The organism is Variovorax robiniae, assembly GCF_037889955.1.
Classification (GTDB): domain Bacteria; phylum Pseudomonadota; class Gammaproteobacteria; order Burkholderiales; family Burkholderiaceae_C; genus Variovorax; species Variovorax robiniae.
Map to the genome: position 1 here is coordinate 636,431 of NZ_JBBKZS010000002.1, position 23,788 is coordinate 660,218.

30 protein-coding genes are annotated in these 23,788 nt (G+C 65.3%); 6 read left to right on the plus strand and 24 right to left on the minus strand.

Annotated elements, in window-relative coordinates:
* Positions 1-77: 77 nt before the first annotated feature.
* Complete coding sequence (gene mscL, locus WKW79_RS07230; RefSeq protein ID WP_340334416.1) at positions 78-509, plus strand: large conductance mechanosensitive channel protein MscL; 432 nt, start codon at positions 78-80, stop codon at positions 507-509.
* On the opposite strand, the gene pdxA is transcribed toward mscL, so the two are convergent.
* Both pdxA and WKW79_RS07240 read right to left on the minus strand, forming a co-directional pair.
* Positions 496-1,527 carry a 4-hydroxythreonine-4-phosphate dehydrogenase PdxA gene (gene pdxA / locus WKW79_RS07235; RefSeq protein WP_340334417.1) on the minus strand — a complete coding sequence of 344 codons (1,032 nt, stop codon included), beginning with the start codon at positions 1,525-1,527 and terminating at the stop codon, positions 496-498. The genes mscL and pdxA overlap by 14 nt on opposite strands.
* The gene (locus WKW79_RS07240) at positions 1,524-2,297 is read right to left on the minus strand and encodes a Nif3-like dinuclear metal center hexameric protein (RefSeq protein WP_340334418.1); all 774 of its coding nucleotides are present in this window, start codon (positions 2,295-2,297) and stop codon (positions 1,524-1,526) included. The genes pdxA and WKW79_RS07240 overlap by 4 nt, the downstream gene beginning before the upstream one ends.
* Positions 2,298-2,438: 141 nt before the next feature.
* On the opposite strand from WKW79_RS07240, the gene WKW79_RS07245 reads away from it, so the two are divergent.
* Positions 2,439-3,602, plus strand: coding sequence for a S1C family serine protease (locus WKW79_RS07245; protein WP_340334419.1), 1,164 nt, complete (start codon positions 2,439-2,441; stop codon positions 3,600-3,602).
* A gap of 12 nt (positions 3,603-3,614) precedes the next feature.
* Here WKW79_RS07245 and tatC read toward each other — a convergent pair whose 3' ends face one another.
* From tatC to WKW79_RS07290, 9 genes are all read right to left on the minus strand, one after another.
* Positions 3,615-4,409, minus strand: coding sequence for a twin-arginine translocase subunit TatC (tatC, locus tag WKW79_RS07250; protein WP_340334420.1), 795 nt, complete (start codon positions 4,407-4,409; stop codon positions 3,615-3,617).
* Between the two features lie 53 nt (positions 4,410-4,462).
* A complete protein-coding gene (gene tatB, locus WKW79_RS07255; RefSeq protein WP_340334421.1) occupies positions 4,463-4,918 on the minus strand; it encodes a Sec-independent protein translocase protein TatB in 456 nt (151 codons plus the stop codon).
* Positions 4,919-4,924: 6 nt separating this feature from the next.
* Positions 4,925-5,167: a Sec-independent protein translocase subunit TatA gene (tatA, locus tag WKW79_RS07260; RefSeq protein ID WP_340334422.1), complete on the minus strand. Its 243-nt coding sequence runs from the start codon at positions 5,165-5,167 to the stop codon at positions 4,925-4,927.
* A gap of 46 nt (positions 5,168-5,213) precedes the next feature.
* On the minus strand, positions 5,214-5,573 hold the full coding sequence (locus WKW79_RS07265; RefSeq protein ID WP_213953164.1) for a histidine triad nucleotide-binding protein: 360 nt from the start codon (positions 5,571-5,573) through the stop codon (positions 5,214-5,216).
* Positions 5,563-5,952 (minus strand): DUF4870 family protein, encoded by a 390-nt coding sequence (locus WKW79_RS07270; protein ID WP_340334423.1) that lies wholly within the window; start codon positions 5,950-5,952, stop codon positions 5,563-5,565. Before WKW79_RS07270 ends, WKW79_RS07265 begins: the two co-directional genes overlap by 11 nt.
* A gap of 14 nt (positions 5,953-5,966) precedes the next feature.
* A complete protein-coding gene (locus WKW79_RS07275; protein WP_422823830.1) occupies positions 5,967-6,332 on the minus strand; it encodes a phosphoribosyl-ATP diphosphatase in 366 nt (121 codons plus the stop codon).
* 8 nt (positions 6,333-6,340) lie between these two features.
* Positions 6,341-6,730 carry a phosphoribosyl-AMP cyclohydrolase gene (gene hisI / locus WKW79_RS07280; RefSeq protein WP_340334425.1) on the minus strand — a complete coding sequence of 130 codons (390 nt, stop codon included), beginning with the start codon at positions 6,728-6,730 and terminating at the stop codon, positions 6,341-6,343.
* A gap of 84 nt (positions 6,731-6,814) precedes the next feature.
* Positions 6,815-7,615: an imidazole glycerol phosphate synthase subunit HisF gene (hisF, locus tag WKW79_RS07285; RefSeq protein WP_340334426.1), complete on the minus strand. Its 801-nt coding sequence runs from the start codon at positions 7,613-7,615 to the stop codon at positions 6,815-6,817.
* An 11-nt stretch (positions 7,616-7,626) separates the two neighbouring features.
* A complete protein-coding gene (locus WKW79_RS07290; protein ID WP_340334427.1) occupies positions 7,627-8,457 on the minus strand; it encodes a D-hexose-6-phosphate mutarotase in 831 nt (276 codons plus the stop codon).
* Positions 8,458-8,683: 226 nt separating this feature from the next.
* Here WKW79_RS07290 and WKW79_RS07295 point away from each other — a divergent pair, with 226 nt between their 5' ends.
* From WKW79_RS07295 to WKW79_RS07310, 4 genes are all read left to right on the plus strand, one after another.
* Positions 8,684-9,991 carry a dicarboxylate/amino acid:cation symporter gene (locus WKW79_RS07295; RefSeq protein ID WP_340334428.1) on the plus strand — a complete coding sequence of 436 codons (1,308 nt, stop codon included), beginning with the start codon at positions 8,684-8,686 and terminating at the stop codon, positions 9,989-9,991.
* 74 nt (positions 9,992-10,065) lie between these two features.
* A complete protein-coding gene (locus WKW79_RS07300) occupies positions 10,066-10,926 on the plus strand; it encodes an amino acid ABC transporter substrate-binding protein (protein ID WP_340334643.1) in 861 nt (286 codons plus the stop codon).
* A 262-nt stretch (positions 10,927-11,188) separates the two neighbouring features.
* Complete coding sequence (locus WKW79_RS07305; protein ID WP_340334429.1) at positions 11,189-12,496, plus strand: dicarboxylate/amino acid:cation symporter; 1,308 nt, start codon at positions 11,189-11,191, stop codon at positions 12,494-12,496.
* Positions 12,497-12,504: 8 nt separating this feature from the next.
* A complete protein-coding gene (locus tag WKW79_RS07310) occupies positions 12,505-13,452 on the plus strand; it encodes an amino acid ABC transporter substrate-binding protein (RefSeq protein ID WP_340334644.1) in 948 nt (315 codons plus the stop codon).
* Between the two features lie 86 nt (positions 13,453-13,538).
* On the opposite strand, the gene hisA is transcribed toward WKW79_RS07310, so the two are convergent.
* The 13 genes from hisA to WKW79_RS07375 all read right to left on the minus strand — a co-directional run bounded on the left by hisA (position 13,539) and on the right by WKW79_RS07375 (position 23,676).
* Positions 13,539-14,285 carry a 1-(5-phosphoribosyl)-5-[(5-phosphoribosylamino)methylideneamino]imidazole-4-carboxamide isomerase gene (gene hisA, locus WKW79_RS07315; RefSeq protein WP_340334430.1) on the minus strand — a complete coding sequence of 249 codons (747 nt, stop codon included), beginning with the start codon at positions 14,283-14,285 and terminating at the stop codon, positions 13,539-13,541.
* Positions 14,286-14,310: 25 nt separating this feature from the next.
* Positions 14,311-14,967, minus strand: coding sequence for an imidazole glycerol phosphate synthase subunit HisH (gene hisH, locus WKW79_RS07320; protein WP_340334431.1), 657 nt, complete (start codon positions 14,965-14,967; stop codon positions 14,311-14,313).
* Positions 14,968-15,016: 49 nt separating this feature from the next.
* Positions 15,017-15,646: an imidazoleglycerol-phosphate dehydratase HisB gene (hisB, locus tag WKW79_RS07325; protein WP_340334432.1), complete on the minus strand. Its 630-nt coding sequence runs from the start codon at positions 15,644-15,646 to the stop codon at positions 15,017-15,019.
* Positions 15,643-16,731 carry a histidinol-phosphate transaminase gene (gene hisC / locus WKW79_RS07330; RefSeq protein WP_340334433.1) on the minus strand — a complete coding sequence of 363 codons (1,089 nt, stop codon included), beginning with the start codon at positions 16,729-16,731 and terminating at the stop codon, positions 15,643-15,645. Before hisC ends, hisB begins: the two co-directional genes overlap by 4 nt.
* Before the next feature lie 8 nt (positions 16,732-16,739).
* Entirely contained in the window at positions 16,740-17,129 is a 390-nt protein-coding gene (locus WKW79_RS07335) for a hypothetical protein (RefSeq protein WP_340334434.1), read from the minus strand.
* 65 nt (positions 17,130-17,194) lie between these two features.
* Positions 17,195-18,583, minus strand: a complete 1,389-nt coding sequence (gene hisD, locus WKW79_RS07340) for a histidinol dehydrogenase (RefSeq protein ID WP_340334435.1) — start codon at positions 18,581-18,583, stop codon at positions 17,195-17,197.
* A 4-nt stretch (positions 18,584-18,587) separates the two neighbouring features.
* Positions 18,588-19,232 carry an ATP phosphoribosyltransferase gene (gene hisG, locus WKW79_RS07345; RefSeq protein ID WP_340334436.1) on the minus strand — a complete coding sequence of 215 codons (645 nt, stop codon included), beginning with the start codon at positions 19,230-19,232 and terminating at the stop codon, positions 18,588-18,590.
* Complete coding sequence (murA, locus tag WKW79_RS07350) at positions 19,229-20,509, minus strand: UDP-N-acetylglucosamine 1-carboxyvinyltransferase (protein ID WP_340334437.1); 1,281 nt, start codon at positions 20,507-20,509, stop codon at positions 19,229-19,231. The genes hisG and murA overlap by 4 nt, the downstream gene beginning before the upstream one ends.
* A 38-nt stretch (positions 20,510-20,547) precedes the next feature.
* Positions 20,548-20,787 carry a BolA family protein gene (locus WKW79_RS07355; protein ID WP_340334438.1) on the minus strand — a complete coding sequence of 80 codons (240 nt, stop codon included), beginning with the start codon at positions 20,785-20,787 and terminating at the stop codon, positions 20,548-20,550.
* A 119-nt stretch (positions 20,788-20,906) separates the two neighbouring features.
* A complete protein-coding gene (locus WKW79_RS07360; protein WP_340334439.1) occupies positions 20,907-21,671 on the minus strand; it encodes an ABC transporter permease in 765 nt (254 codons plus the stop codon).
* 82 nt (positions 21,672-21,753) lie between these two features.
* Positions 21,754-22,701 carry an ABC transporter ATP-binding protein gene (locus WKW79_RS07365; RefSeq protein WP_340334440.1) on the minus strand — a complete coding sequence of 316 codons (948 nt, stop codon included), beginning with the start codon at positions 22,699-22,701 and terminating at the stop codon, positions 21,754-21,756.
* 34 nt (positions 22,702-22,735) lie between these two features.
* Entirely contained in the window at positions 22,736-23,008 is a 273-nt protein-coding gene (locus WKW79_RS07370; RefSeq protein WP_340334441.1) for an STAS domain-containing protein, read from the minus strand.
* A 5-nt stretch (positions 23,009-23,013) separates the two neighbouring features.
* A complete protein-coding gene (locus tag WKW79_RS07375; RefSeq protein ID WP_340334442.1) occupies positions 23,014-23,676 on the minus strand; it encodes an MlaC/ttg2D family ABC transporter substrate-binding protein in 663 nt (220 codons plus the stop codon).
* Positions 23,677-23,788 lie beyond the last annotated feature (112 nt).

The window sequence follows — 23,788 nt, forward strand, 5'->3', positions numbered from 1 at the left end:
GTTGAGTGGGTGGTGCGCGCGCCGCATTGCGCCTAGTATTCGGCCAGTTTCAATAACCAGTAGAGAGGACAGTCCACATGAGCGTTTTGAAGGAATTCCGCGAGTTTGCGGTGAAGGGAAATGTCATTGATCTCGCCGTCGGCGTGATCATTGGCGGGGCCTTCGGAAAGATCGTCGACTCGCTTGTGGCCGACATCATCATGCCCTTGGTGGGCCTGGTGTTCGGCAAGCTGGACTTCTCGAATCTCTTTATCGTGCTCGGTACGCCGCCCGCGGGCGTGGCCAACACGCTGGCCGACTTGAAGAAGGCCGGCGTGCCGGTACTGGCCTACGGGAACTTCATCACCATCGCGGTGAACTTTGTCATCCTGGCCTTCATCATCTTCATGATGGTCAAGCAGATCAACCGGCTGCGCAACACAGAACCACCGGCACCCGAAGCGCCTCCAGCGACACCCGAAGACGTCATCCTGCTGCGCGAGATCCGCGACAGCCTCAACCGCCGCTGACCTGGGCGGACGCCAGCGCTCGGGCCATGCGAATGGCCGCGAGCAGGCTGGCCGGATCGGCGATGCCCTTGCCGGCAATGTCGAAGGCGGTACCGTGATCCGGGCTGGTACGCACCAGCGGCAGTCCCAGCGTCACGTTCACGCCCTGCTCCACGCCGAGGTACTTCACCGGGATCAGGCCCTGGTCGTGGTACATCGCGACCACGACATCGAACTCGCCGGTGCGCGCTCGCATGAACACGGTGTCTGGCGCATAGGGGCCATGGGCATCGATTCCCTCCGCGCACGACGCCGCAATGGCGGGCGCGATGATCTCCCGCTCCTCGGAGCCGAACAGTCCGCCCTCCCCCGCGTGCGGGTTGAGGCCGGCCACGGCGATCCTGGGGGCCTTTCCCAGGGCAGCGCCAAGTGCTGCATGCGTGATGCGCAAGGTCTGGAGCACGCCGTCGAAGCGCACCGCCTCGATCGCGTGGCGCAGCGACATGTGGATGCTGACCAGCACCGTGCGCAGTTCCTCATTGGCCAGCATCATGCGTACCGGGACATCCGACACAGGACGGCCCAGGTGCGCGGCGGATTCGGCCTGCAACAACTCGGTGTGACCGGGGAAGGTGAAGCCGGCGGCATGCAACGACTCCTTGTGGAGTGGCGCCGTCACGATCGCGGCAACGTCGCCGCGCAGTGCCGCACGCGCGGCCCACACAACCGCATCACCAGCCGCACGGCCCGCAGCGGCGCCGACCTGGCCTGGAACGACGCCAAGCGGCGGCGCGATGGCTTGCAGCACCGGGATGCACCTCGGCGGCACGCTGCCAGCCTCTTCGATGGATTCGATGAGCGCCACCGGCACGGCGGGACGACCGAATGCCGCGAGCGATTGGCTGGCCTGCCGCATCATGGCGAGGTCGCCGACGACGAAGCAGGCACGCGTGAGATCGGCCTCGTCGCGAAATGCCTTGGCAATGATCTCCGGTCCGATGCCGGCCGGGTCGCCCTGCGTGATGGCGATCGGCTTCACGCGGGGTTGTCGATGTCGATGAACTCGTGCTTCAGGCCCAGCGTGGCGGCCACGTGCGCGCCAACCGCCGGTGCGCCGAAGCGTTCGGTCGCATGGTGTCCGCAAGCCAGGAAGGCGACACCCATTTCGCGAGCGTAGTGCGCCTGCGGCTCCGAGATCTCGCCGGTGATGAAGGCGTCCGCGCCGGCGGCGATGGCTGCTTCGAAGTAGCTCTGGGCGCCGCCGGTGCACCAGGCGATGTTCTTGATGGGGCGATGGGTCGGGTCGATCAGCGCCACCGGCCGCTTGAGCACTTTCTCGATGTGCAGCGACAAGGCCGTGGCGCTCGAGAAGCCTTCGCCATTGGTGCGCCCGCCGAGGAAGCCAAGGTCCTGCTCGCCGAAGCGCCCCGCCGACCCGGCGTGCGCGATCAATCCGAGCTGCATGCCGAGCTGCGCGTTGTTGCCCAGTTCCGGATGCGCGTCGAGCGGCAGGTGGTAGGCGAACAGGTTGACGTCGTCCCCCAGCAGCAGGCCGAGCCGCTGACGCATCCAGCCCGTCACGCGGCCGTCCTGGCCGCGCCAGAACAGGCCGTGGTGCACGAAGATCGCATCGGCATCCGCGTGGATCGCCGCCTCGATCAGCGCACGACTCGCGGTGACGCCGGAGACGATCTTGCGCACCGTGGTGCGTCCTTCGACCTGCAGGCCGTTCGGCGCGTAGTCCTTGAATCGACTCGGCGCCAGCAAGATGTCCAGCGCGTGCAGCAGTTCGTGGCGAGTGGTGCTCATGACGCGATTGTGGCGCCGTCTTGCCCCCGTGTGCAGCAATGCCGGCAGCTCTTCGCGGGCAAGCTGTTGGGGGACAATGACGAATCCGTGTGCCGGCGCTGCCGGCGACCTCCGCGCAATCCTGTCCGCCCCGCTTTTTCAATGAAACGAACCTGGCTTCTCTTTGCCCAAACCGTGACCGTCCTGCTGGCGGCCTACTTTGTCGTCGCCACGCTCAAGCCCGAGTGGCTGAACCGGCGCGCCTCGCTGGGCGGGCAGGTTTCCGTGATCGAGGCGCCGGTCGGGCTCCCGCAGGCCATCGCGCCCGGCAGCCTCAGCGCCGCCGCAAAGAAGGCGTCGCCGGCCGTGGTGAGCATCAACACCAGCAAGGCAGCCCAGCGCCATCCGCGCAGCAACGACCCGTGGTATCGCTTTTTCTTCGGCGACCAGAGCGACGAGCAGCCACAAGTGGGGCTCGGCAGCGGCGTGATCGTCAGCGGCGACGGCTACATCCTCACCAACAACCACGTCGTCGAGGGAGCCGACGAAATCGAGGTCACGCTCAATGACAGCCGGCACGTTCCCGCCAAGGTGGTCGGTACCGATCCGGACACCGATCTCGCTGTGCTGAAGGTCGACCTCGACAAGCTCCCCGTGATCGTCCTCGGCAATTCCGACGCGCTCCAGGTCGGCGACCAGGTGCTGGCCATCGGCAATCCCTTCGGCGTCGGCCAGACCGTGACCAGCGGCATCGTGTCGGCGCTCGGGCGCAATCAACTGGGCATCAACACCTTCGAGAACTTCATCCAGACGGATGCCGCCATCAACCCCGGCAATTCGGGCGGCGCGCTGGTGGATGTCGCGGGCAACCTGGAAGGCATCAACACCGCGATCTATTCGCGCTCGGGCGGCAGCATGGGCATCGGATTTGCCATTCCGGTCTCCACCGCCAAGCTGGTGCTGGAAGACATCGTGCGCGACGGCAAGGTCACGCGCGGCTGGATCGGCGTGGAGCCGAACGAACTGTCGCCCGAACTGGCGGAAACCTTCGGCGTGAAGGCCTCCAAGGGCGTGATCATCACCGGGGTGCTGCAGGCCGGCCCGGCGGCCAGGGCCGGCATCCGGCCGGGTGACGTGATCACCGGCGTGGGCGAGAAGAAGATCGACAACGTGCAGGAACTGCTGACCGCCGTGGCCGGGCTCAAGCCCGGCACTGTGGCGCGCTTTGCGCTGCAGCGCGGCAGCGACAAGCTGGACGTCGATGTGACCTCGGGCCAGCGGCCCAAGACCTCGCCGCGCCGCGTTCCGCAACGGGAACAGGAATAAGCCAGACGCGGATCAGGGCGTCGGTGCGTCGGCGCGCTCGTCAGGCGCCTTGGAATGCTTCACAAAGTACTTGGCGCTGATGATGCCGACTTCGTAGAGCAGGCACATCGGTATGGCCAGCGCCAGTTGCGACACCACGTCGGGCGGCGTCAGCACGGCCGCCACGACGAACGCGATGACGATGAAATAGCCGCGGAATGACCTCAACTTCTCGATCGTGACCATTTCGAAGCGCACCAGCAGCATGACCACGATGGGCACCTGGAACGCCACGCCAAAGGCGATGTAGAGCGACAGGATCGCTTCGACGTACGAGGCGATGTCCGGCGTGGCCTGCACCGCCGCCGGCGCGAAGCGCTGGATGAAGATGAACATCTTGTCCAGCACAAAGAACTGCACGAATGCGATGCCGGCATAGGCCAGCAGGCTGCCGAAGAAGATCAGCGGCAGGGCAAAGCGCTTCTCGTGGCTGTAGAGACCAGGCGCCACGAACATCCAGATCTGGTACATGAGCCACGGCAGCGCCAGCAGCACCGCGGTCATGCCCAGCACCTTGAGCGGCACGAAGAATGGCGAGAACACGCCAATGGCGATGAGCTTCGCGCCCTCGGGCATGTGAGCGCGGATCGGGATCGCGATGAAATCGATCAGCCCGCTCGGGCCGGGCCAGATGGCCAGCAATGCCGCCGCGACCGCGAGGCCATAGCAGCAATAAAGGAGGCGATCGCGAAGCTCGATCAGGTGCTGCACGAACGGCTGTTCGGTGCCTGCGAGTTCGTCTTCTTTGTTGTTCGTGGGTTCGGCCATTGGGAAATTTGCATTGACCGGTGCGTCGTCCGGCGCGCGGGCGCGGGATGGAATCAGCTGATCTTGTGCGGACGGAAACGCGCCACGCGCGCCGCGCCAGAGAGTGCCTTGGTGCGCACGCCGTTGCGCGACTTGTACCACTGCGGCGTGGCGCCCTGCTTCAGGCGCCAGTTCTTGCGGGGGTGCTTGTACTCGGGGAAGACCTGGGCGACTTCGGACGCAGCCGATTCAGCCTCGATCTCCTTGAAGCTCTTCTCGATCGCGTTCGCCTCGCTGTGGATGCTGTGCTCCACGTCGCGTGCGGCGTCCTCGACGGTGCTCTTCATCTTGCGGAGTTCATCCAGCTCCATCGAGCGATTGACCTCCTGCTTGACGTCATTGACGTAGCGTTGCGCCTTGCCGAGCAAGGTGCCGACAGTGCGTGCCACGCGCGGCAGCTTTTCGGGCCCGATGACGATCAGCGCCACCACGCCGATCAGCGCCATCTTTTCGATGCCGAGGTCGAGCACGCGGGATCAGGACTTTTGACGGGCTTCGACGTCGATCGTCGGCTTGTCGGCAGCGGCGGCGTTGGTCGTCACTTGCGCGGCGGGCGTTGCGGCCGGGTCAGCGGCAGCGGAACCGTCCTTCATGCCGTCCTTGAAACCCTTGACCGCGCCACCAAGGTCGCTGCCCATGTTGCGAAGCTTCTTGGTGCCGAACACCATCACGACGATCAGCAGCACGATCAGCCAGTGCCAGATTGAAAATGAACCCATTGAATGACTCCTGAAATTTGTGACTAATTTTAAGCGGGCTGGCGGTTCAGCCCCTGAGCCATGGGCGTGGACCGCCCATGACGTGAACATGGAGATGATGAACCTCCTGCCCCCCCTCCGCGCCGGTATTGACCACCACGCGGAAACCGCCCTTCGGATACGGATTGCACCCTGCCTCGACCGCCAGCTTGGGCGCGAGCGTCATGATCTTGCCCATCAGCGCCGAATCTTCCGGCGTGAGTTGCGCCATCGAGGGGATGTGGCGCTTGGGCACCAGCATGAAATGGACCGGCGCCCACGGCGCGATGTCATGGAAGCCGAACAGGTCGTCGTCCTCGTACATCTTGCGCGACGGGATCTTGCCTTCGATGATTTTGCAGAAGATGCAATTGGGATCAGACGACACTCGTTGTCTCCATGGGTTGACCGGCGTTCATGCGCACCATCCCCTTGATGATGCGGTACAGGAACCACAGCGAAATCAGTGCCCAGGCGATCCAGCCGGGCACCAGCAGCAACAGCCAGAGCGGCGATGTCACCAGGTAGGCCAGCCCGGCCCACAGCACCGAGCGGATGCGCCAGGCGAAGTGCGATTCCTGCCAGGTGCCGACCGCCTCGTCGCGCTTGACCAGGTCAATGATCAGCGCGAGCAGCAGCAAGCCGATCGATGCCTGCGCCCCTGGAAAGACCGCCCCGACCGCCACGATCAGGTGCATGAAATAGCTGATCCAGCCGATCGTCTTGAGCGAATCGTTGGCGGGTACCTGCACGACTTCATTGGCCATGGCGAGTCCTTTCATCAATCGTTGGTCGCCTCTCGATCCTGCGCCTTGCGCAGGGCCTTTTCCTCGATGCCGCTGGTGCCTTCCCGGCGCATCAGCTCGGCAACGACATCGCGCGGCGACAGGCCGTAGTGCGCCAGCGCCACCATGCTGTGGAACCACAAGTCGGCCACTTCGTTCACTATTTTCGAGCGGTCCCCGCCATGGTCGGCATCTTTGGCCGCCATGACAACCTCGGTGGCTTCTTCGCCAATCTTCTTCAGGAAACTGTCGGGGCCTCGGTGCAAGAGGCGGGCCACGTAGCTTTTGTCCGGATCGCCGCCGCGCGCGGGCAGGCGGCTCTCGATGACGGCGGCGAGGCGGTCCAGGCTGTCGGTGTTCATGCTGTCCATTACTTGTAGATCGATTCCGGGTCTTTCAAGACCGGCTCCACCGCCGACCATTGGCCGTCTTCGAGCTTGCTGAAGAAGCAGCTGTGGCGGCCGGTGTGGCAGGCGATGCCGGGTTCATGGCCGAGTTGGGTGACTTTCAGCAGCACCACGTCGTTGTCGCAATCGAGCCGGATCTCGTGCACGGTCTGCACGTGGCCGGATTCCTCGCCCTTGAACCACAGCTTGTTGCGGGAGCGGCTGAAGTACACGGCGCGGCCCAGCTCGGCCGTCTTGCCGAGCGCCTCGCGATTCATCCAGGCGAACATCAGCACGTCGTTGCTGCCCTGCTCCTGCGCGATCACCGGCACCAGGCCGCTCGCATCCCATTTCACTTGATCAAGCCAATTCATCAGCGGATTGTCGGTGATTGGAAAAGGCTGGAATTTCAGACGGGATGTGGAGGCGCGGCGTGGGGCGAGCGAGCCGGCGGCCGGTCAGAGCCGAACGGGAATACCGCGCGCCGCCATGCGCTGCTTGGCCTCGCCGACCGTGTGCTCGCCATAGTGGAAGATGCTGGCCGCCAGCACGGCATCGGCGCCGCCCTGCTGCACGCCGTCGGCCAGGTGATCGAGATTGCCGACACCGCCGGATGCGATCACCGGCACGCTGACGGCGTCAGCCACGGCGCGCGTCAAGGCCAGGTCGAAGCCGCTCTTGGTGCCGTCGCGGTCCATGCTGGTCAGGAGGATCTCGCCAGCCCCGCGGCGTGCCATTTCAGATGCCCACTGGACGGCGTCCAGGCCGGTGTTCTTGCGGCCGCCGTGGCTGTAGACATCCCAGCCCGGTCCGGCCGCCTTGCCGCCGACGCCGATGCGGGTTTCCTCCTCGGCAGTGCGGCGCTTGGCGTCGATGGCGACCACGATGCACTGGGCGCCATATTTGTGCGAGGCGGCGTCGATCACGCTCGGGTCGGCGATGGCGGCCGAGTTGAAGCTGGTCTTGTCGGCACCGGCGTTGAGCAGGCGCCGCACGTCGGCCACGGTGCGCACGCCGCCGCCCACCGTCAGCGGGATGAACACCTGCGAGGCCACGGCTTCGATGATCGGCAGGATCAGGTCGCGGCCGTCGCTGGTGGCGGTGATGTCGAGGAAGGTCAATTCGTCGGCGCCCTGCGCGTTGTAGCGCGCGGCGATCTCGACCGGGTCTCCGGCATCGCGCAGTTCGAGGAAGTTGACGCCCTTCACGACGCGGCCGCCGGTCACGTCGAGGCAGGGAATGATGCGTTTGGCAAGCATGGGTCGGGGATTCAGAGGACGGTGAGTTCCTGCCACGCCTGCCATTGGGCGCCGGGCGGGAGGGTGATGTTTTCGTCGATGCGGGCCGCCTCCACGCACAGCATGTGGCGATAGCCGTCGTCGGGCATGTCGGCGAGCTTTTCGCTGAGGATGGGGCCGGGATTCCAGACCACGGTTTCGGTGCAGGTGGCGCTCTGGGCGATCTGCAAGGTGCCCGTGGGCTGGACGAGTTTCAGCGGTGCAGACGGAGCGCCGTAGACGCTGTCGAACTCGGCGGTGAAGCGCAAGGCCTGGGCTGGCTCGGCAAATCGCTCGTCACGCAAGGAATCCCAGCACGGGGCGCCCTGCAGTCCCTCGAGACTGGCTTGCGCGATGTCGTCGACCTTCAGGTAGCTGTGCAGCGCCAGCGCAAAGCTGATGGGCGCCGCATCGGTGTTTCTCACGTCCAGCGTGACGCGCAGTTGCCGCGGCGCGAGGGCCACGGTGAGTCGGAGGCTGAAGGCATGCGGCCAGAGGGCGCGCGTCGCCTCGTCGTCGTTCAGCGCCATCACCAGTTGCCCGTCGGCCGACGGCATCGCCTGCCAGGGCAGGTTGCGCGCAAAGCCGTGCTTGGGCAGCGGCCCGCGCACGTTGAACTGGGGCCAGCAGACCGGGATGCCCCCACGGATGGCGCTCTTGCCGTCGAACAGCGCATCAGGGCTCAGGTAGATGCGCTCCACGCCGTCAGCGGTGGTCCAGGAGAGCAGGTGCGCACCGTGTATCGCCACGACAACACGGTCGCCGGCGGGCAGGTCGAGCGCCAATGCCGGCTGGCCGCGGAACTGGAGGGATTGGATGGGCATGCTGCCGATTCTAGGGAGGCTGCCGTGTTGCGATCCGGGGCATGCGGGTATGGCATGCGGGTATGTTCAGCGCTCGCAATAGTTGGCACTCACCGGCCGTTCGGTGCAGACTGCACGCTTCAGGGCGGAATTGAATGCCAGGCAGTCGGCGCCGGCACGGCTTCCCCCTGGAACCGCCGGCGGACGACCCATCCCGAATTTTCATCTCGATGAAGGGGTTCGCAGCATGAAAAAGAAGTTCCCTCCGGCCATCACGATCCTGATCGCCATGGTGGTCGGCATCCTGGTCGGCTACATGATCTTCAAGAGCTTCCCGGACAAGAAGACGGCCACGGAGATCGCGGGCTACATCTCGATCATGTCGGATGTGTTCCTGCGGCTGATCAAGATGTTGATCGGACCGCTGGTGTTCTCGACGCTGGTGGTGGGCATCGCGCACATGGGGGATGCGGCCTCGGTCGGGCGGGTGTTCGGCAAGGCGTTGGGGTGGTTTATCACCGCCTCGCTGATCTCGCTGGTGATCGGGCTGGTGATGGCCAACCTGCTCCAGCCGGGCGTCAACCTGGGGCTGCCGTTGCCGGACATCGGCGCCTCGGCCAACCTGGCCACCTCCAAGTTCACGCTGAAGGACTTCGTGAGCCACCTGGTGCCGAAGTCCTTTGCCGAGGCCATGGCCAACAACGAGATCCTGCAGATCGTGGTGTTCTCGATGTTCTTCGGCGTGGCGCTGGCGTCGTTGGGGGACAAGGCGAAGACGCTGGTGAACGCGATCGACGAGCTTTCGCACGCCATGCTCAAGATCACCGGCTACGTGATGAAGCTGGCCCCGGTGGCGGTGTTTGCGGCCATGGCGGCGACGGTGGCGGTGAATGGGCTGGAAATCCTGCTGAAGTTCGCAGTGTTCATGGGGGATTTCTACCTGGGCCTGTTCGTGCTGTGGGGCGTGCTGATCGCTGCCGGGTTCCTGTTCCTCGGCCCGCGCTTGTTCAAGCTGCTGGTGTTGATCAAGGAGGCCTTCCTGCTGTCCTTTGCCACCGCGAGTTCCGAAGCCGCCTATCCGAAGATCCTCGATGCGCTCGACCGTTTTGGCGTCAAGCGCAAGATCTCCAGCTTCGTGATGCCGATGGGCTATTCATTCAACCTGGACGGTTCGATGATGTATTGCACCTTCGCGGTGCTGTTCATCGCCCAGGCCTACAATATCCATCTGTCGCTCGGCACGCAGTTCACGATGCTGCTGATCCTGATGCTGACGTCGAAGGGCATGGCGGGTGTGCCGCGTGCCTCGCTGGTGGTGATTGCCGCGACGCTGAACCAGTTCAACATCCCCGAGGCGGGCCTGTTGCTGATCCTGGGCGTGGACACCTTCCTCGACATGGGGCGCTCGGCCACCAACGCGGTCGGCAATTCGATCGCCACCGCCGTGGTCGCCAAGTGGGAAGGCGAGTTGCTCCCCGAAGCCGAGGCCGAGGCCAACGCGCGCAAGCTGGACATCGAGAGCGCGGCGACGCTGGCGCATCCGGTTCACGCCTGATGCAAATGAGACACGCCATGAACACCGCATGCATGCGGCTGGCGGCCGCGATAGGAGTGGCCTGGGTGCTTGGGATGGCAAGCGCCCAAGCGCAAACGGAGGTGGAGCTGACCGGCACGCTGGCCAAGGTGCGCAACGCGGGCGCCGTGACCATCGGCTACCGCGAATCGTCAATCCCCTTCTCGTACCTCAATGCCCGCAAGGAACCCATCGGCTACTCGGTGGAACTGTGCAAGCAACTGGTCGACATGGTCAGCGAAGCCGTGCACAAGACGCTCGCGATCAAGTGGGTGCCGGTGACAGCGGCCTCGCGTATCGATGCCGTGGCCAATGGACAGGTGGACCTCGAATGCGGCTCGACGACCAGCAACCTCGAGCGCCAGAAGCGTGTGGCCTTCTCGCCGACGATCTTCGTCTCGGGCACCAAGCTGCTGGTGAAGAAGGGGTCGCCGGTAAAGGAGTACCGCGACCTCGCCGGCAAGACGGTGGCGGTGACCGCGGGCACCACCAACGAGAAGACGATGAAGGACCTGGCGGTACGCTTCAAGCTCGACATGAACATCGTGTCGTCCGCCGACCATGCCGAGTCTTTCGGGCTGGTGAAGGCGGGCAAGGCCGATGCGTTTGCCACCGACGACGTGCTGCTGTTTGGCTTCATCGCGGAAGACAAGGCCGCCACCAAGGGCCAGAGCGACTACCAGGTGGTGGGCGACTTCCTCTCGTACGACCCCTATGGCGTGATGTACCGAAAGGACGATCCGCAGATGGCGCGGCTGGTCAACGAGTCCTTCCAGGTGCTGGCGCAGGATGGCGAGATCGAGCGCCAGTACAAGCGCTGGTTCCTGCGCAAGCTGCCCTCGGGCATCAGCCTGGACCTCGCGATGAGCCCGCAGTTGGAGACCATCCTCCAGACGATGGCAGTGAAGTCGGAATAGCCGCGAGCTTCGCGCTGGCGCCGCGACTTTGGCCGAGGCCGGTTTGCATTACTTGCAAGATCGTGTCCACGTTGCAAGGCAGCATGAACGCTCGTCGTCGTTTACCCGAATCCTGTAGCGCCAAGGGCCGCATTTCGTTGCGGGCTGCATAACCACAGGCATGATTTGCATGGCTGCCTGTTGGCGAGGGCAGTGTTTTGGCATGAAATCGCTGCCGGACTGTCACGTCCGGGTTTAGTACAAGCAAACAGAGGGAGGACGAATGAAGAAAAAGATTCCTGCGGCCATATGGATCCTGATCGCCATGGTGATCGGGATCGTGCTGGGCTACATGGTTTTCAAGAGCTTTCCGGACAAGAAGGCCGCCGCTGAAATCGCGGGCTACATCTCGATCATGTCGGATGTGTTCCTGCGGCTGATCAAGATGCTGATCGGCCCGCTGGTGTTCTCGACACTGGTGGTGGGCATCGCGCACATGGGCGACGCATCCTCGGTCGGACGGGTGTTCGGCAAGGCGCTGGGCTGGTTCGTGACCGCATCGCTGATCTCGCTGGTGCTGGGCCTAGTCATGGCCAACCTGCTGAAGCCGGGCATCAACCTGGGACTGCCGCTGCCGGACATCGGCGCCTCGGCCAACCTGGCCACCTCCAAGTTCACGCTGAAGGATTTCGTCAGCCATCTGGTGCCGAAGTCCTTCGCCGAGGCCATGGCCCACAACGAGATCCTGCAGATCGTCGTCTTCTCGATGTTCTTCGGCGTGGCGCTGGCCTCTCTCGGCGAAAAGGCCAGGACGCTGATCAACGCGATCGACGAACTCTCGCACGCCATGCTCAAGATCACCGGCTACGTGATGAAGCTGGCCCCGCTGGCGGTGATGGCCGCGATGGCAGCTACCGTGTCGGTCAACGGCCTGGAGATCCTGCTGAAGTTCGCCGTGTTCATGCGGGACTTCTACCTGGGCCTGTTTGTGCTGTGGGCGGTGTTGATCGGCGCCGGTCTCCTGTTCCTCGGCCCGCGCGTGTTCAAGCTGCTGGTGCTCATCAAGGAGGCCTTCCTGCTGTCCTTCGCCACGGCGAGTTCCGAGGCGGCCTATCCGAAGATCCTGGACGCACTCGACCGCTTTGGCGTCAAGCGCAAGATCTCCAGTTTCGTGATGCCGATGGGCTACTCGTTCAACCTGGACGGCTCGATGATGTATTGCACCTTCGCCGTGCTGTTCATCGCGCAGGCCTACAACATCGAGTTGTCGTTGGGCACGCAAGTCACGATGCTGATGATCCTGATGCTCACGTCCAAGGGCATGGCGGGCGTGCCGCGCGCCTCGCTGGTGGTGATTGCCGCGACGCTGAACCAGTTCAACATCCCCGAGGCCGGGCTGCTGCTGATCCTGGGCGTGGACACCTTCCTCGACATGGGTCGCTCGGCCACCAACGCAGTCGGCAATTCGCTTGCCACGGCCGTGGTCGCCAAATGGGAAGGCGAACTGCTGCCGGAAGCCGAAGCCGCGGAGAACGCCAAGCAACTGGACGCCGAAGCAGCCGCCACGTTGGCACATCCAGTGCACGCGTGAGCATGATGATGAACTTCGCATGCAAGGCATGGAGGCTGGCGAGGGGGTCGGCAGCCACGGGACTGCTGGCAGCCTCCGCGGTGAGTATCGGCATTGCCAGCGCGCATGCGCAGACAGAGCCCGCGCTGCTCACCGGCACGCTGGCCAAGGTGCGCAACTCAGGCGCCGTGACCATCGGCTACCGCGAATCGTCGATCCCGTTCTCCTACCTCAACGCCCGCAAGGAACCCATCGGCTATTCGATCGAACTGTGCAAGCAACTGGTCGATTCGATCGGCGATGCGGTCAACAAGACGCTGGCGATCAAGTGGGTGCCGGTGACGGCCGCCTCGCGCATCGACGCAGTGGCCAACGGTCAGGTCGACCTCGAATGCGGCTCGACCACGAGCAACGTCGAGCGCCAGAAGCGCGTGGCGTTCTCGCCGACGATCTTCGTCTCCGGCACCAAGTTGCTGGTAAAGAAAGGCTCACCGGTGCAGGGCTATCGCGACCTGGTCGGCAAGTCGGTGGCGGTGACCGCGGGCACGACCAACGAAAAGACGATGCGGGAGCTGTCGGAGCGCTTCAAGCTCAACCTCAACATCGTGGTGTCTGCGGATCATGCCGAATCGTTCGCGCTGGTGAAAGCTGGCAAGGCCGATGCGTTCGCCACCGATGACGTGCTGCTCTACGGCCTGATCGCGGAGGACAAGGCGGCCGCCAAGGGCCAGAGCGACTACCAGGTGGTGGGCGACTTCCTATCGTACGACCCGTACGGCGTGATGTACCGCAAGAACGACCCGCAGATGGCGCGGGTGGTCAACGAGTCCTTCGAAGCGCTGGCGCAGGACGGCGAGATCGATCGCCAGTACAAGCGCTGGTTCCTGCGCAAGCTCCCCTCGGGCATCAGCCTCGACCTGGCCATGAGCCCGCAGTTGGAGACGATTCTCCAGACCATGGCGGTCAAACCGGAATAAAAGTAGAAGCTACCTGAACGCTGTCACACGCGGCCCGCGCCGGAAACGGTTGCGGGCCTTTTTTTGACGCCTGGACGGCGCCGCGTTCAGGCCGCGTCGGCCAGCTCGTCGGCGCGCGCCTGGGCCGCCGAGAAATCCAGGTCGCCCGAATAGATCGCACGGCCGCAGATCACGCCTTCGACGCCGTCCGGTTCGACGGCGCAGAGCTTTTCGATGTCTTCCATGTTCGACAGCCCGCCCGAGGCAATCACCGGGATGGTCAGCGCCTGCGCCAGCCGCACCGTGGCCTCGATGTTGATGCCCGAGAGCATGCCGTCGCGGCCGATGTCGGTGTAGATGATCGACTCGACGCCGTAGTCCTCGAACTTCTTGCCGAGGTCGGAGACTTCGTGGCCGGTGAGCTTGCTCCAGCCATCGGTCGCGACCTTGCCGTCCTTGGCATCGAGCCCGACGATGATGTGCCCGCCGAAGGCGCTGCAGGCGTCCTTCAAAAAGCCGGGGTTCTTGACCGCGGCGGTGCCGATGATCACGTAGCGCAGGCCGTCGTCGATGTAGCGCTCGATGGTGTCGAGGTCGCGGATGCCGCCGCCGAGTTGCACCGGGATTTCGTCACCGACGGCGCGGAGGATGGCGCGGATGGCGCCGTGGTTCTGCGGCTTGCCCGCGAAGGCGCCGTTCAGGTCGACCAGGTGCAGGCGGCGCGCGCCGGCTTCGAGCCACTTGCGCGCCATCGCGGCCGGGTCTTCACTGAAGATGGTGGACTGGTCCATGTCGCCCTGCTTGAGGCGAACACAGTGACCGTCCTTGAGATCGATGGCGGGAATCAGCAGCATGGCAAGGCAACCCGGAGGGGAGGCTTCAAGGGTTCCAGTGGAGGAAGTTGCGGTAGAGCTGCAACCCGTGGTCGGCACTCTTTTCAGGGTGGAACTGGGTCGCAAAAATATTATCGCGTGCAATGGCCGCCGTAAAGCGCGAACCATAGTCCGCCTCGCCGACGCTGTGCTTCGCGTCGGCGGGGCGTGCGTAGAAGCTGTGCACGAAATAGAAGTAGCTGTTGTCGGGCACGCCCGCCCAGACCGGGTGCGGCTGCGCCTGCACGACCTGGTTCCAGCCCATCTGGGGCACCTTGAAGCGGCTGCCATCGGGCTGGGTGCGGCCGGCGAGATCGAACTTGACGACGCGGCCCGGGATCAGCCCGAGGCCGTCGGTCGGCCCTTCGTCGCTGGACGACAGCAGCATCTGCATGCCGACGCAGACGCCGAACAAAGGCTTGCTGGCCGCGGCCTCGAGCACAGACTCTTGCAAGCCGGAATCGCGCAGTTCGCGCATGCAATCGGGCATGGCGCCCTGCCCCGGCAGCACCACGCGGGTGGCCTTGCGCACCACTTCGGGATCTGAGGTGACGAAGACCTGCACGCCGACCTGGTCGGCCGCATGCTGCACGGCCTGCGAAACGGAACGCAGGTTGCCCATGCCGTAGTCCACGACCGCGACGGTGTTAGCTATCGAATTCATAGCGTGATGCGCGGACAGGATGGCAGCCGCAATCCGAACAAGCTGGCTTTCAGAGGGAGCCCTTGGTCGAGGGAATGACGCCGGCGGAACGCGGATCGAGTTCGAGCGCAGCGCGCAGGGCGCGTGCAAAGGCCTTGAAGACGGTTTCGCACTGGTGGTGCGCGTTCACGCCCTTGAGGTTGTCGATGTGCAGCGTGACCAGGGCATGGTTGGCAAAGCCCTGGAAGAACTCGTAGGTGAGTTGGCTGTCGAAGGTGCCGATCATGCCGCTGGTGAAGGGCACGTGCATTTCCAGGCCCGGGCGGCCGGAGAAATCGATGACCACGCGGCTGAGCGCCTCGTCGAGCGGCACGTAGGCATGGCCGTAGCGGCGGATGCCCTTCTTGTCGCCAACCGCCTTGAAGACGGCTTGGCCCAGCGTGATGCCGACGTCCTCGACCGTGTGATGGCCGTCGATGTGCAGGTCGCCCTCACAGTCGATGTCGAGGTCGATCAGGCCGTGACGGGCGATCTGGTCGAGCATGTGGTCGAAGAAGCCGATGCCCGTGGAGAGCCTGGCCTTGCCGGTGCCGTCCAGATTGACGCTGACGGTGATTTTGGTTTCGGCGGTGTTGCGGTTGACGGTCGCAGTGCGCGCGCCGGCCGCGACGACTGCTTCGGGTGCCGTGGGGGTATTCATAGGGATGCTTCAAGTGCTGCCAGCATGCGCGCATTTTCGTCGGAAGTCCCGACCGTCAGGCGCAGGCAGTTGGCCAGCAAGGGGTGCATTCTAGAAACGTTCTTGACAAGCACGCCGCGTGCCTTCATTCCGTCAAAGGTCTTTGCTGCGTCGGGCACACGGATCAGCACCATGTTGGCGTCGCTGGGCCAGTGCTTGACGCCTGTCCGGTCCAGTGTTTGCAAGATGCGCGCACGCTCCGCGCGGATCTGCGCGGCCTGCGCATCGAACACATCGGCATGCTCCAGCGCGAACAGCGCGCACTCGCAGTTGAGCACGCTGATGTTGTAGGGCGGGCGCACCTTGTCGATCTCGGCGATGAGCGCGGCCGGCCCCATGAGGTAGCCCAGCCGCACGCCTGCCAGGCCGAACTTGCTCAGCGTGCGCATCAGCAACACATGGCTGTGCTGCGCGGCCTTGTCGATGTAGCTCTTGCCGGCGAAGGGCTGGTAGGCCTCGTCGATGACGACCAGGCCGCCCTGCTCGCCTTGCGCCGCGATGACGCGGTCGATCGCGGCTTCGTCCCAGAGGTTGGCGGTCGGGTTGTTCGGGTACGCGAGGTAGACGATGGCCGGCTTTTCCTGCGCGATGGCGGCGAGCATGGCGGACTCGTCGAGTTCGAAATCGGCCGTGAGCGGCACGCCGACAAAATTCAGGCCCTGCAACTGTGCGCTCATCGCGTACATCACGAAACCCGGCACCGGTGCCAGGACGGTGGCGCCCGGCAGGTCGCAGGCGATGGCCAGCAGGGAGATCAACTCGTCCGAGCCATTGCCCAGCATCAGGTCGAAGCCTTCGGGCATGCCTGCGTGGGCGGCGAGCGCACGACGCAGGTCGTTGCCGCGGTCGCCGGGATAGCGGTTGAGCGCGAGGGCGCCGAGGCGCTGGCCCAGTTCGGCCTGCAGCGCGGGCGGCAGGCCGAAGGGGTTTTCCATCGCGTCGAGCTTGAGCATTCCGCGGGCGTCCTGCACGGCATAGGCGTGCATCGATTGGACGTCGGCACGGATGCGGCCGAGCGCGCCGGCATGGGTCTGGGGAGCGTTCATGGGGTTGTTCAGTGGGTGCAGCGGTAGCTGCTTTGCAGTGCATTCGACATGACCAGTTGCACCGGCATGTCGGCCTCGTAGCTGTCGGCGTTGCGGGTGAGTTCGCCCTGATAGAGGGAGCGGGCCATGGCCGGCTCCAGGCGGCGGCCTTCGACGCAGAACAGGGGCTTCCGGCCGCTGCGCTGTTCGGTGTCGCTGGCTTCGCGCAGGCCTTCGAGGACGCCGACGAGGTAGTAGCCGGCGTAGGCCTTGCCGTCCTTCTCCGTCGCTTCGAGCGTGCGCATTTCGCGGATCGACATGGCGTGCGTCAGGGCCCCGCCCGCCAGCAGCGCGCACAGGACGGCTGCGCGAAGTGCCGGACGGCTGCGAGCGAATAAGGCGCGGGCAAGGGTGCTCATGAACGTTCGATCGGATTCTGGATGGGCCGGATCAGTTTCGCTGGCGAGGCGGCAATGCCTTGCGCCTATTCCGTTGCGGACGGCGGCACCGACTCCAGCCGCATTTCCGCCGCGCGCGCGTGTGCCTGAAGCCCCTCGCCGTAAGCCAGTTCCGCCGCGATCGGACCCAGCACCTTCGCGCCCTGCGCGCTGACCTCGATCAGGCTGGAGCGCTTCTGGAAGTCGTAGACACCCAGCGGCGACGAGAAGCGCGCCGTGCCGGAGGTCGGCAGCACGTGGTTCGGGCCCGCGCAGTAGTCGCCTAGGCTTTCGCTGGTGAAGGCGCCGAGGAAAATCGCGCCGGCGTGCTTGAGCAGCGGTTCCCAGCGGTGTGGCTCCTGGCTGCTGACTTCCAGGTGCTCCGGCGCGATGCGGTTGCTGATGGCGCAGGCCTCTTCCATGTCGCGCGTCTGGATCAGCGCGCCGCGGCCGTTGAGCGAGGCGACGATGATGTCGGCGCGCGGCATCTGCGGCAGCAGCTTGTCGATGGAAGCATGCACCGCGTCGATGTAGGCTGCGTCGGGGCACAGCAGGATGCTCTGCGCCAGTTCATCGTGCTCGGCCTGGCTGAACAGGTCCATGGCCACCCAGTCGGGCGGCGTGCTGCCGTCGGCCAAGACCAGGATTTCGCTCGGGCCGGCGATCATGTCGATGCCCACGGTGCCGAACACGCGGCGCTTGGCCGCAGCCACGTAGGCGTTTCCGGGGCCGGTGATCTTGTCGACGGCCGGAATGGTTTCGGTGCCGTAGGCCAGCGCGGCAACCGCCTGCGCGCCACCGATGGTGAAGGCCCGCGTCACGCCCGCCACGTAGGCCGCGGCCAACACCAAGACGTTGCGCTCGCCCTTGGAAGATGCACCAGCGCCGGAACCGCCGGTCGCCACACTGCCCTTGGCGGGCGTCGGCACCACCATGATGATCTCGCCGACGCCGGCCACGTGCGCCGGGATCGCGTTCATCAGCAGGCTAGATGGATAGGCTGCCTTGCCGCCCGGCACGTAGATGCCGACGCGGTCGAGCGGCGTCACCTTCTGGCCCAGCAGCGTGCCGTCGGCGTCGCGGTAGGTCCAGCTCTCGCCGCTCGCCTTCTTCTGGGCCTCGTGGTAGCTGCGCACGCGCGCCGCCGCCGCCTGCAAGGCATCGCGCTGCGCCTGCGGCAGCGAATCGAAGGCTTCCTTGAAATCGGCCTGCGTGAGTTCCAGGTCGCGCACCGTCGCCGCCTCGAGACCATCGAAGCGGCGCGTGTACTCGAGCACCGCCGCGTCGCCACGCTTCTGCACGTCGGCCAGCACGTCGGCGACCACCTTCTCGATGGCCGCGTCGGCATCCGCGGACCAATGCAGCCGTGCATTGAATTCGGCCTCGAAGCTGGCCGAAGTCGTGGAAAGACGGAGAGGTGCGGCGGTCAGGGTCATGGCGTCAGGAGGGCTGGATGGCGGACGCGAAGGCGTCGATGATGCGGCGGATCGGCTCGCGCTTGAGCTTGAGCGCGGCCTGGTTGACCACCAGGCGGGCGCTGATGTCCATGATGCGCTCGACCTCGACCAGGTGGTTGGCCCGCAGCGTGTTGCCGGTCGAGACGATGTCGACGATGGCGTCGGCCAAGCCGGTGAGCGGCGCGAGTTCCATGCTGCCGTAGAGCTTGATCAGGTCGACGTGCACGCCCTTGGTGGCGAAGTGGTCGCGCGCGATGGCGACGAACTTGGTCGCGATCTTCAGGCGCGCGCCCTGGCGCACGGCGTGGGCATAGTCGAAGTCCTCGCGCGCGGCCACGCTCATGCGGCAGGCGGCGATCTTGAGGTCCAGCGGCAGGTAGAGGCCGGCGGTGCCGTGCTCGATCATGGTGTCGAGGCCGGTCACGCCAAGGTCGGCGCCGCCCCACTGCACGTAGGTCGGCACGTCGGAGGCGCGCACCAGCAGGACCCGCACGTCGGGCTGCGAGGTCGGCAGGATCAGCTTGCGCGACTTCTCGGGGTCCTCGGTGACCTCGATGCCGGCGGCTGACAGCAGCGGCAGCGTCTCGTCGAAGATGCGGCCCTTGGACAGGGCGATCGTGATGGTCATGCGGTGACTCTTTCGCTGATGCGCTCGATGTCCGCGCCGATGCCGCGCAGCTTGGCTTCCATGCGGTCGTAGCCACGGTCGAGGTGGTAGATGCGGTCCACCAGCGTCTCGCCGTCGGCCACCAGGCCGGCGATGACCAGGCTGGCGGAGGCACGCAGGTCGGTGGCCATCACGGTCGCGCCGGACAACTGCTCCACGCCTTCGACCACGGCCACCTTGCCGTCGTGCTGGATGCGAGCGCCGAGGCGCAGCATTTCGTCGACGTGCATGAAGCGGTTTTCGAAGATGGTTTCCGTCACCGTCGAGGTACCGGTCGAGATGGCGTTGAGCGCCATGAACTGCGCCTGCATGTCGGTGGGGAAGCCGGGGTATTCGGTGGTGCGGAAGCTCTGCGCCCTGAGGCGACCGGAAGCTTTCACGCGCACGCCGCCTTCCACTGCCGTCACCGTCGCACCGGCTTCGATCAGCTTCTCGACCACCGCGTCCATGTGGTCGGCCCGCGCATGGCGCAGCAGCACGTCGCCGCCGGCCGCGGCCACCGCGCAGAGGAAGGTGCCGGCCTCGATCCGGTCGGCCACCACGCGGTGCGTGCAGCCGTGCAGGCGCTCGACGCCCTGGATGTGGATGCGGCTGCTGCCGTGGCCTTCGATCTGCGCGCCCATCGAGATGAGCATCTCGGCCAGGTCGGGGATCTCCGGCTCCTGTGCGGCGTTCTCGAGCACCGTCTCGCCCTCGGCCAGCACGGCGGCCATGAGGAAGTTCTCGGTGCCGGTGACCGTGACCATGTCGGTCGTGATGCGCGCGCCGTGCAGGCGCCTGCCGCCGCCTCGCACGCCGGCCACCATGTAGCCGTGCTCGACCGAGATGTCGGCGCCCATGGCCTGCAGGCCCTTGATGTGCTGGTCCACCGGGCGCGAGCCGATCGCGCAGCCACCCGGCAAGGAGACCCGGGCCTTGCCGAAGCGCGCCAGCAGCGGGCCGAGGGCGAGCACGGAGGCGCGCATGGTCTTGACCAGTTCGTAGGGCGCCTCGGGGTTGTGCAGTGGGCCGGCATCGATGCGGACCGTGCCGTTGTCATCGCGCTCGGCCGCCACGCCCATGTTGCGCAGCAGCTTCAGCATCGTGGTCACGTCCTGCAGGCGCGGCACGTTGTGCAGCGTGACCGGCTCGTCGGTCAGCAGCGCGGCGCACAGTTCGGGCAGCGCGGCATTCTTGGCGCCTGAAATCAGCACCTCGCCGCTGAGCTTGCGCCCGCCGCGAATCAACAATTTGTCCATCAGGAATCCAGGGAGTGGCCGAAGGGGCCCGGTTCTGTCTATTTCTGCGCCGACCATTCGGCCGGCGTGTAGGTTTTCATCGAGAGCGCATGCACTTCGTCGGTGTGCATTTTCGCACCGAGGGTGGCGTACACCTTCTGGTGTCGCTTGATCGCGCGCTGCCCCTCGAACTCCGCCGACACGATGGTCGCGAACCAATGCCGGCCATCGCCCTCCAGCGTCAGGTGTTCGCACGGCAGTCCGGCGGCAATGATGGCTTTGAGTTCTTCAGCGGTCATGGTGATACGTGGTCATTTGGGAAGCACCGCGGGACCGACTCTTCCGGGCCGCGTGTGCGCCCTCAGAGAGGGGTGGGAGTCACGCACAAAGTGCGCAGCGACCGGGGAGACAGACATGTTCAGCCACGGATTTTGTAGCCGATCCGCAGCAGATGAACGGCCACCGCGCTGACGAACAGCCAGGCCGTGCCCACGATGCCGAAGCTCAGCCACGGCGACGCGTCGCTCACGCCGAAGAACCCGTAGCGGAAGCCGTCGATCATGTAGAAGAACGGATTCAGGTGGCTGACCTTCTGCCAGAACGGCGGCAGCGAGCCGATCGAATAGAACACGCCGGACAGGAAGGTCATCGGCATGATCAGGAAATTCTGGAACACGGCCATCTGGTCGAACTTCTCGGCCCAGAGCCCGGCGATGAGGCCCAGCGTGCCGAGCATCGCGGCGCCCAGGAAGGCAAAGACGACGATCCACAGCGGCGCAACGAAATCCGGCATCGCGAAGAACATGGTCACCGCGAACACGCCGACACCGACCGCCAGCCCGCGGATGATCGACGAACCGACATAGGCCAGGAACCAGCCCCAGTGCGACAGCGGCGTGAGCAGCACGAACACGAGATTGCCCATGATCTTGCTCTGGATGATGGAGGACGAACTGTTGGCGAAGGCGTTCTGCAACACGCTCATCATCACCAGGCCCGGCACCAGGAAGGCCGTGTAGCCGACCGTGCCGTAGACCGTCACGCGGCCTTCCAGTACATGGCCGAACACCATGAGGTACAGCAAGGCCGTCAGCACCGGCGCGCCTACGGTCTGGAAGCCGACCTTCCAGAAGCGCAGCGTTTCCTTGTAGAGCAGCGCGCGCCACCCCGTGACAGCGATCATTGAAGTACCCCCACGCTCGGCACCGGCGTGTCCTCGCTGCCCCCCGAGGGGACGTTCGCGGCTTGGGACGGCCCGGCGCCGCTCATCGCGCCACCTCCAACGGCGTCTGCTCGCCCGCCATCAGGTCGATGAACACATCTTCCAGATCCGCCTTGCGCATTTCGACGTCTTCCACGGCCACCCCAGCCTCTCGGATCGAGGCCAGCAATTGCTCGACCTCCAAAGCATTGCGCGCCGGAAGTTGCACGATGCGGCCGGTGATGCGCGCATGTTGCGCGATGGCCCAGGGCAGGTCGGCATCGGTCTTGAAGCGCAGCACGTTGCTGTGGGCGCCGCTCAGCAAGGCACTGGTGCTGTCGAGCGCAATCACGCGGCCCAGCTTCAGCATGGCGATGCGGTTGCACAGCGCCTCGGCTTCTTCGAGGTAATGCGTGGTCAGCAGCACCGTGCTGCCCTGCTTGTTGAGCTTGGCGACGAACTGCCACAGCGTCTGGCGCAGCTCGACGTCGACGCCGGCGGTGGGCTCGTCCAGCACGATCACCGGCGGCTTGTGCACCAGCGCTTGCGCCACCAACACGCGCCGCTTCATGCCGCCGGAAAGCTGGCGCATGTTGGCCGAAGCCTTGTCGGTCAGGCCGAGGCTCTGCAGCAACTCGTCGATCCAGGCTTCGTTGTTGCGGATGCCGAAGTAGCCGGACTGGATGCGCAGCGACTCGCGCACGTTGAAAAACGGGTCGAACACCAGCTCCTGCGGCACGATGCCGAGTTGCCGCCGCGCCTGCGCATAGTCGCGCTGCACGTCGAAGCCGTGCACGCTGATGCTGCCCGCCGTGGGCCGGGACAGGCCGGCGAGCATGCTGATGAGGGTGGTCTTGCCGGCGCCATTGGGGCCGAGCAGGCCGAAGAATTCGCCCTCTTCGATCTGGAAGGAAACCTCATCGACCGCGCGCAGACCCGTCTTGCCTTGGGCCCGTTGCTGACGTGAGGGGGGATAGGTCTTGGAGACCGATTGGAACGAGATCGCGGGCATGGGAGCCCACGATTTTATGCCGGGCCGGGTTTTCTCAGGGTGCGGCCGGCAAAAGGCCCGCAACACCGTACAGCGCGGCGAGCTCGCGCAGCCTCGGCGGCAGGCCCTTGACCGCGAAGCCACGCCCCGCGGCACTGGCCTCGCGGCGGCATTCGAGCAGCACCGCGATGGCCGACGAATCGAATTGCTTCAGCGCGCTGGCATCCACCACCGTCACCGACTCATGGGTGGCCGCCTGCCCCTGCTGCAGCATGCGCAGGCAGGCGGGGGCATCGTCGTGCAGGAGGCGGGTCGGCAGCACCAGCATGGTCGTCAGCTCTTGGCGCTGTTGCCCTTGTTGCGGGCGGCCAGCACGGCGATCAGGCCGTCGATGCCCTTGGCGTTGATCTCCTGCGCAAACTGGGTGCGGTAGGTATCGACCAGCCAGATGCCCATCACGTTCAGGTTGTAGATCTTCCAGCCGCTGCCGTCGCCGGGGGTCTTTTCGAGCCGGTAATCGAGCTGGATCGGCTCGCCGCCGCTGGCGCCACGAACCTCGGTGCGCACCAGCGCGTCCTTGTCGTCCGGTGAACCGCGGTAGGGCTTCACGGTCACGGCCTGGTCGGTCACCTGGTCGAGCGCGCCGGCATAGGTGCGCACGAGCAGCAGCTTGAATTCCTCTTGCAGCCGCTTTTGCTGCTCGGGGGTGGCCGTGCGCCATGCCGGGCCGACGGTCGAGGCCGTCATGCGCTGGAAGTTCAGGTTCGGCATGACCTTGGCATCGACCAGCGCCATGATCTTGTTGATGTCGCCGGCCTTGATCGACTTGTCGTTGCGGATGGTGTCGAGCGTCTCGGTGGTCAGGCGCTTGACCAGCGCGTCGGGCGCTTCGTCCGCAGCGCGGGCGGGGGTCATGTAGACGGCCGCGCCGCTGAACAGCAGCGCACTCGCCATGGCAATACGACCGAATGCGCGGCGTTTCAGAATCTGGTTCATCGAGTTAGTCCTTCCTATCAAAACGGGCCACAAGGGCCCTAACGCGTCAGAGCGACGCGCGGCGCACACGGTTCCCGAAGGCTTTACACGCCCGAAACCAAATGCAAGCGAA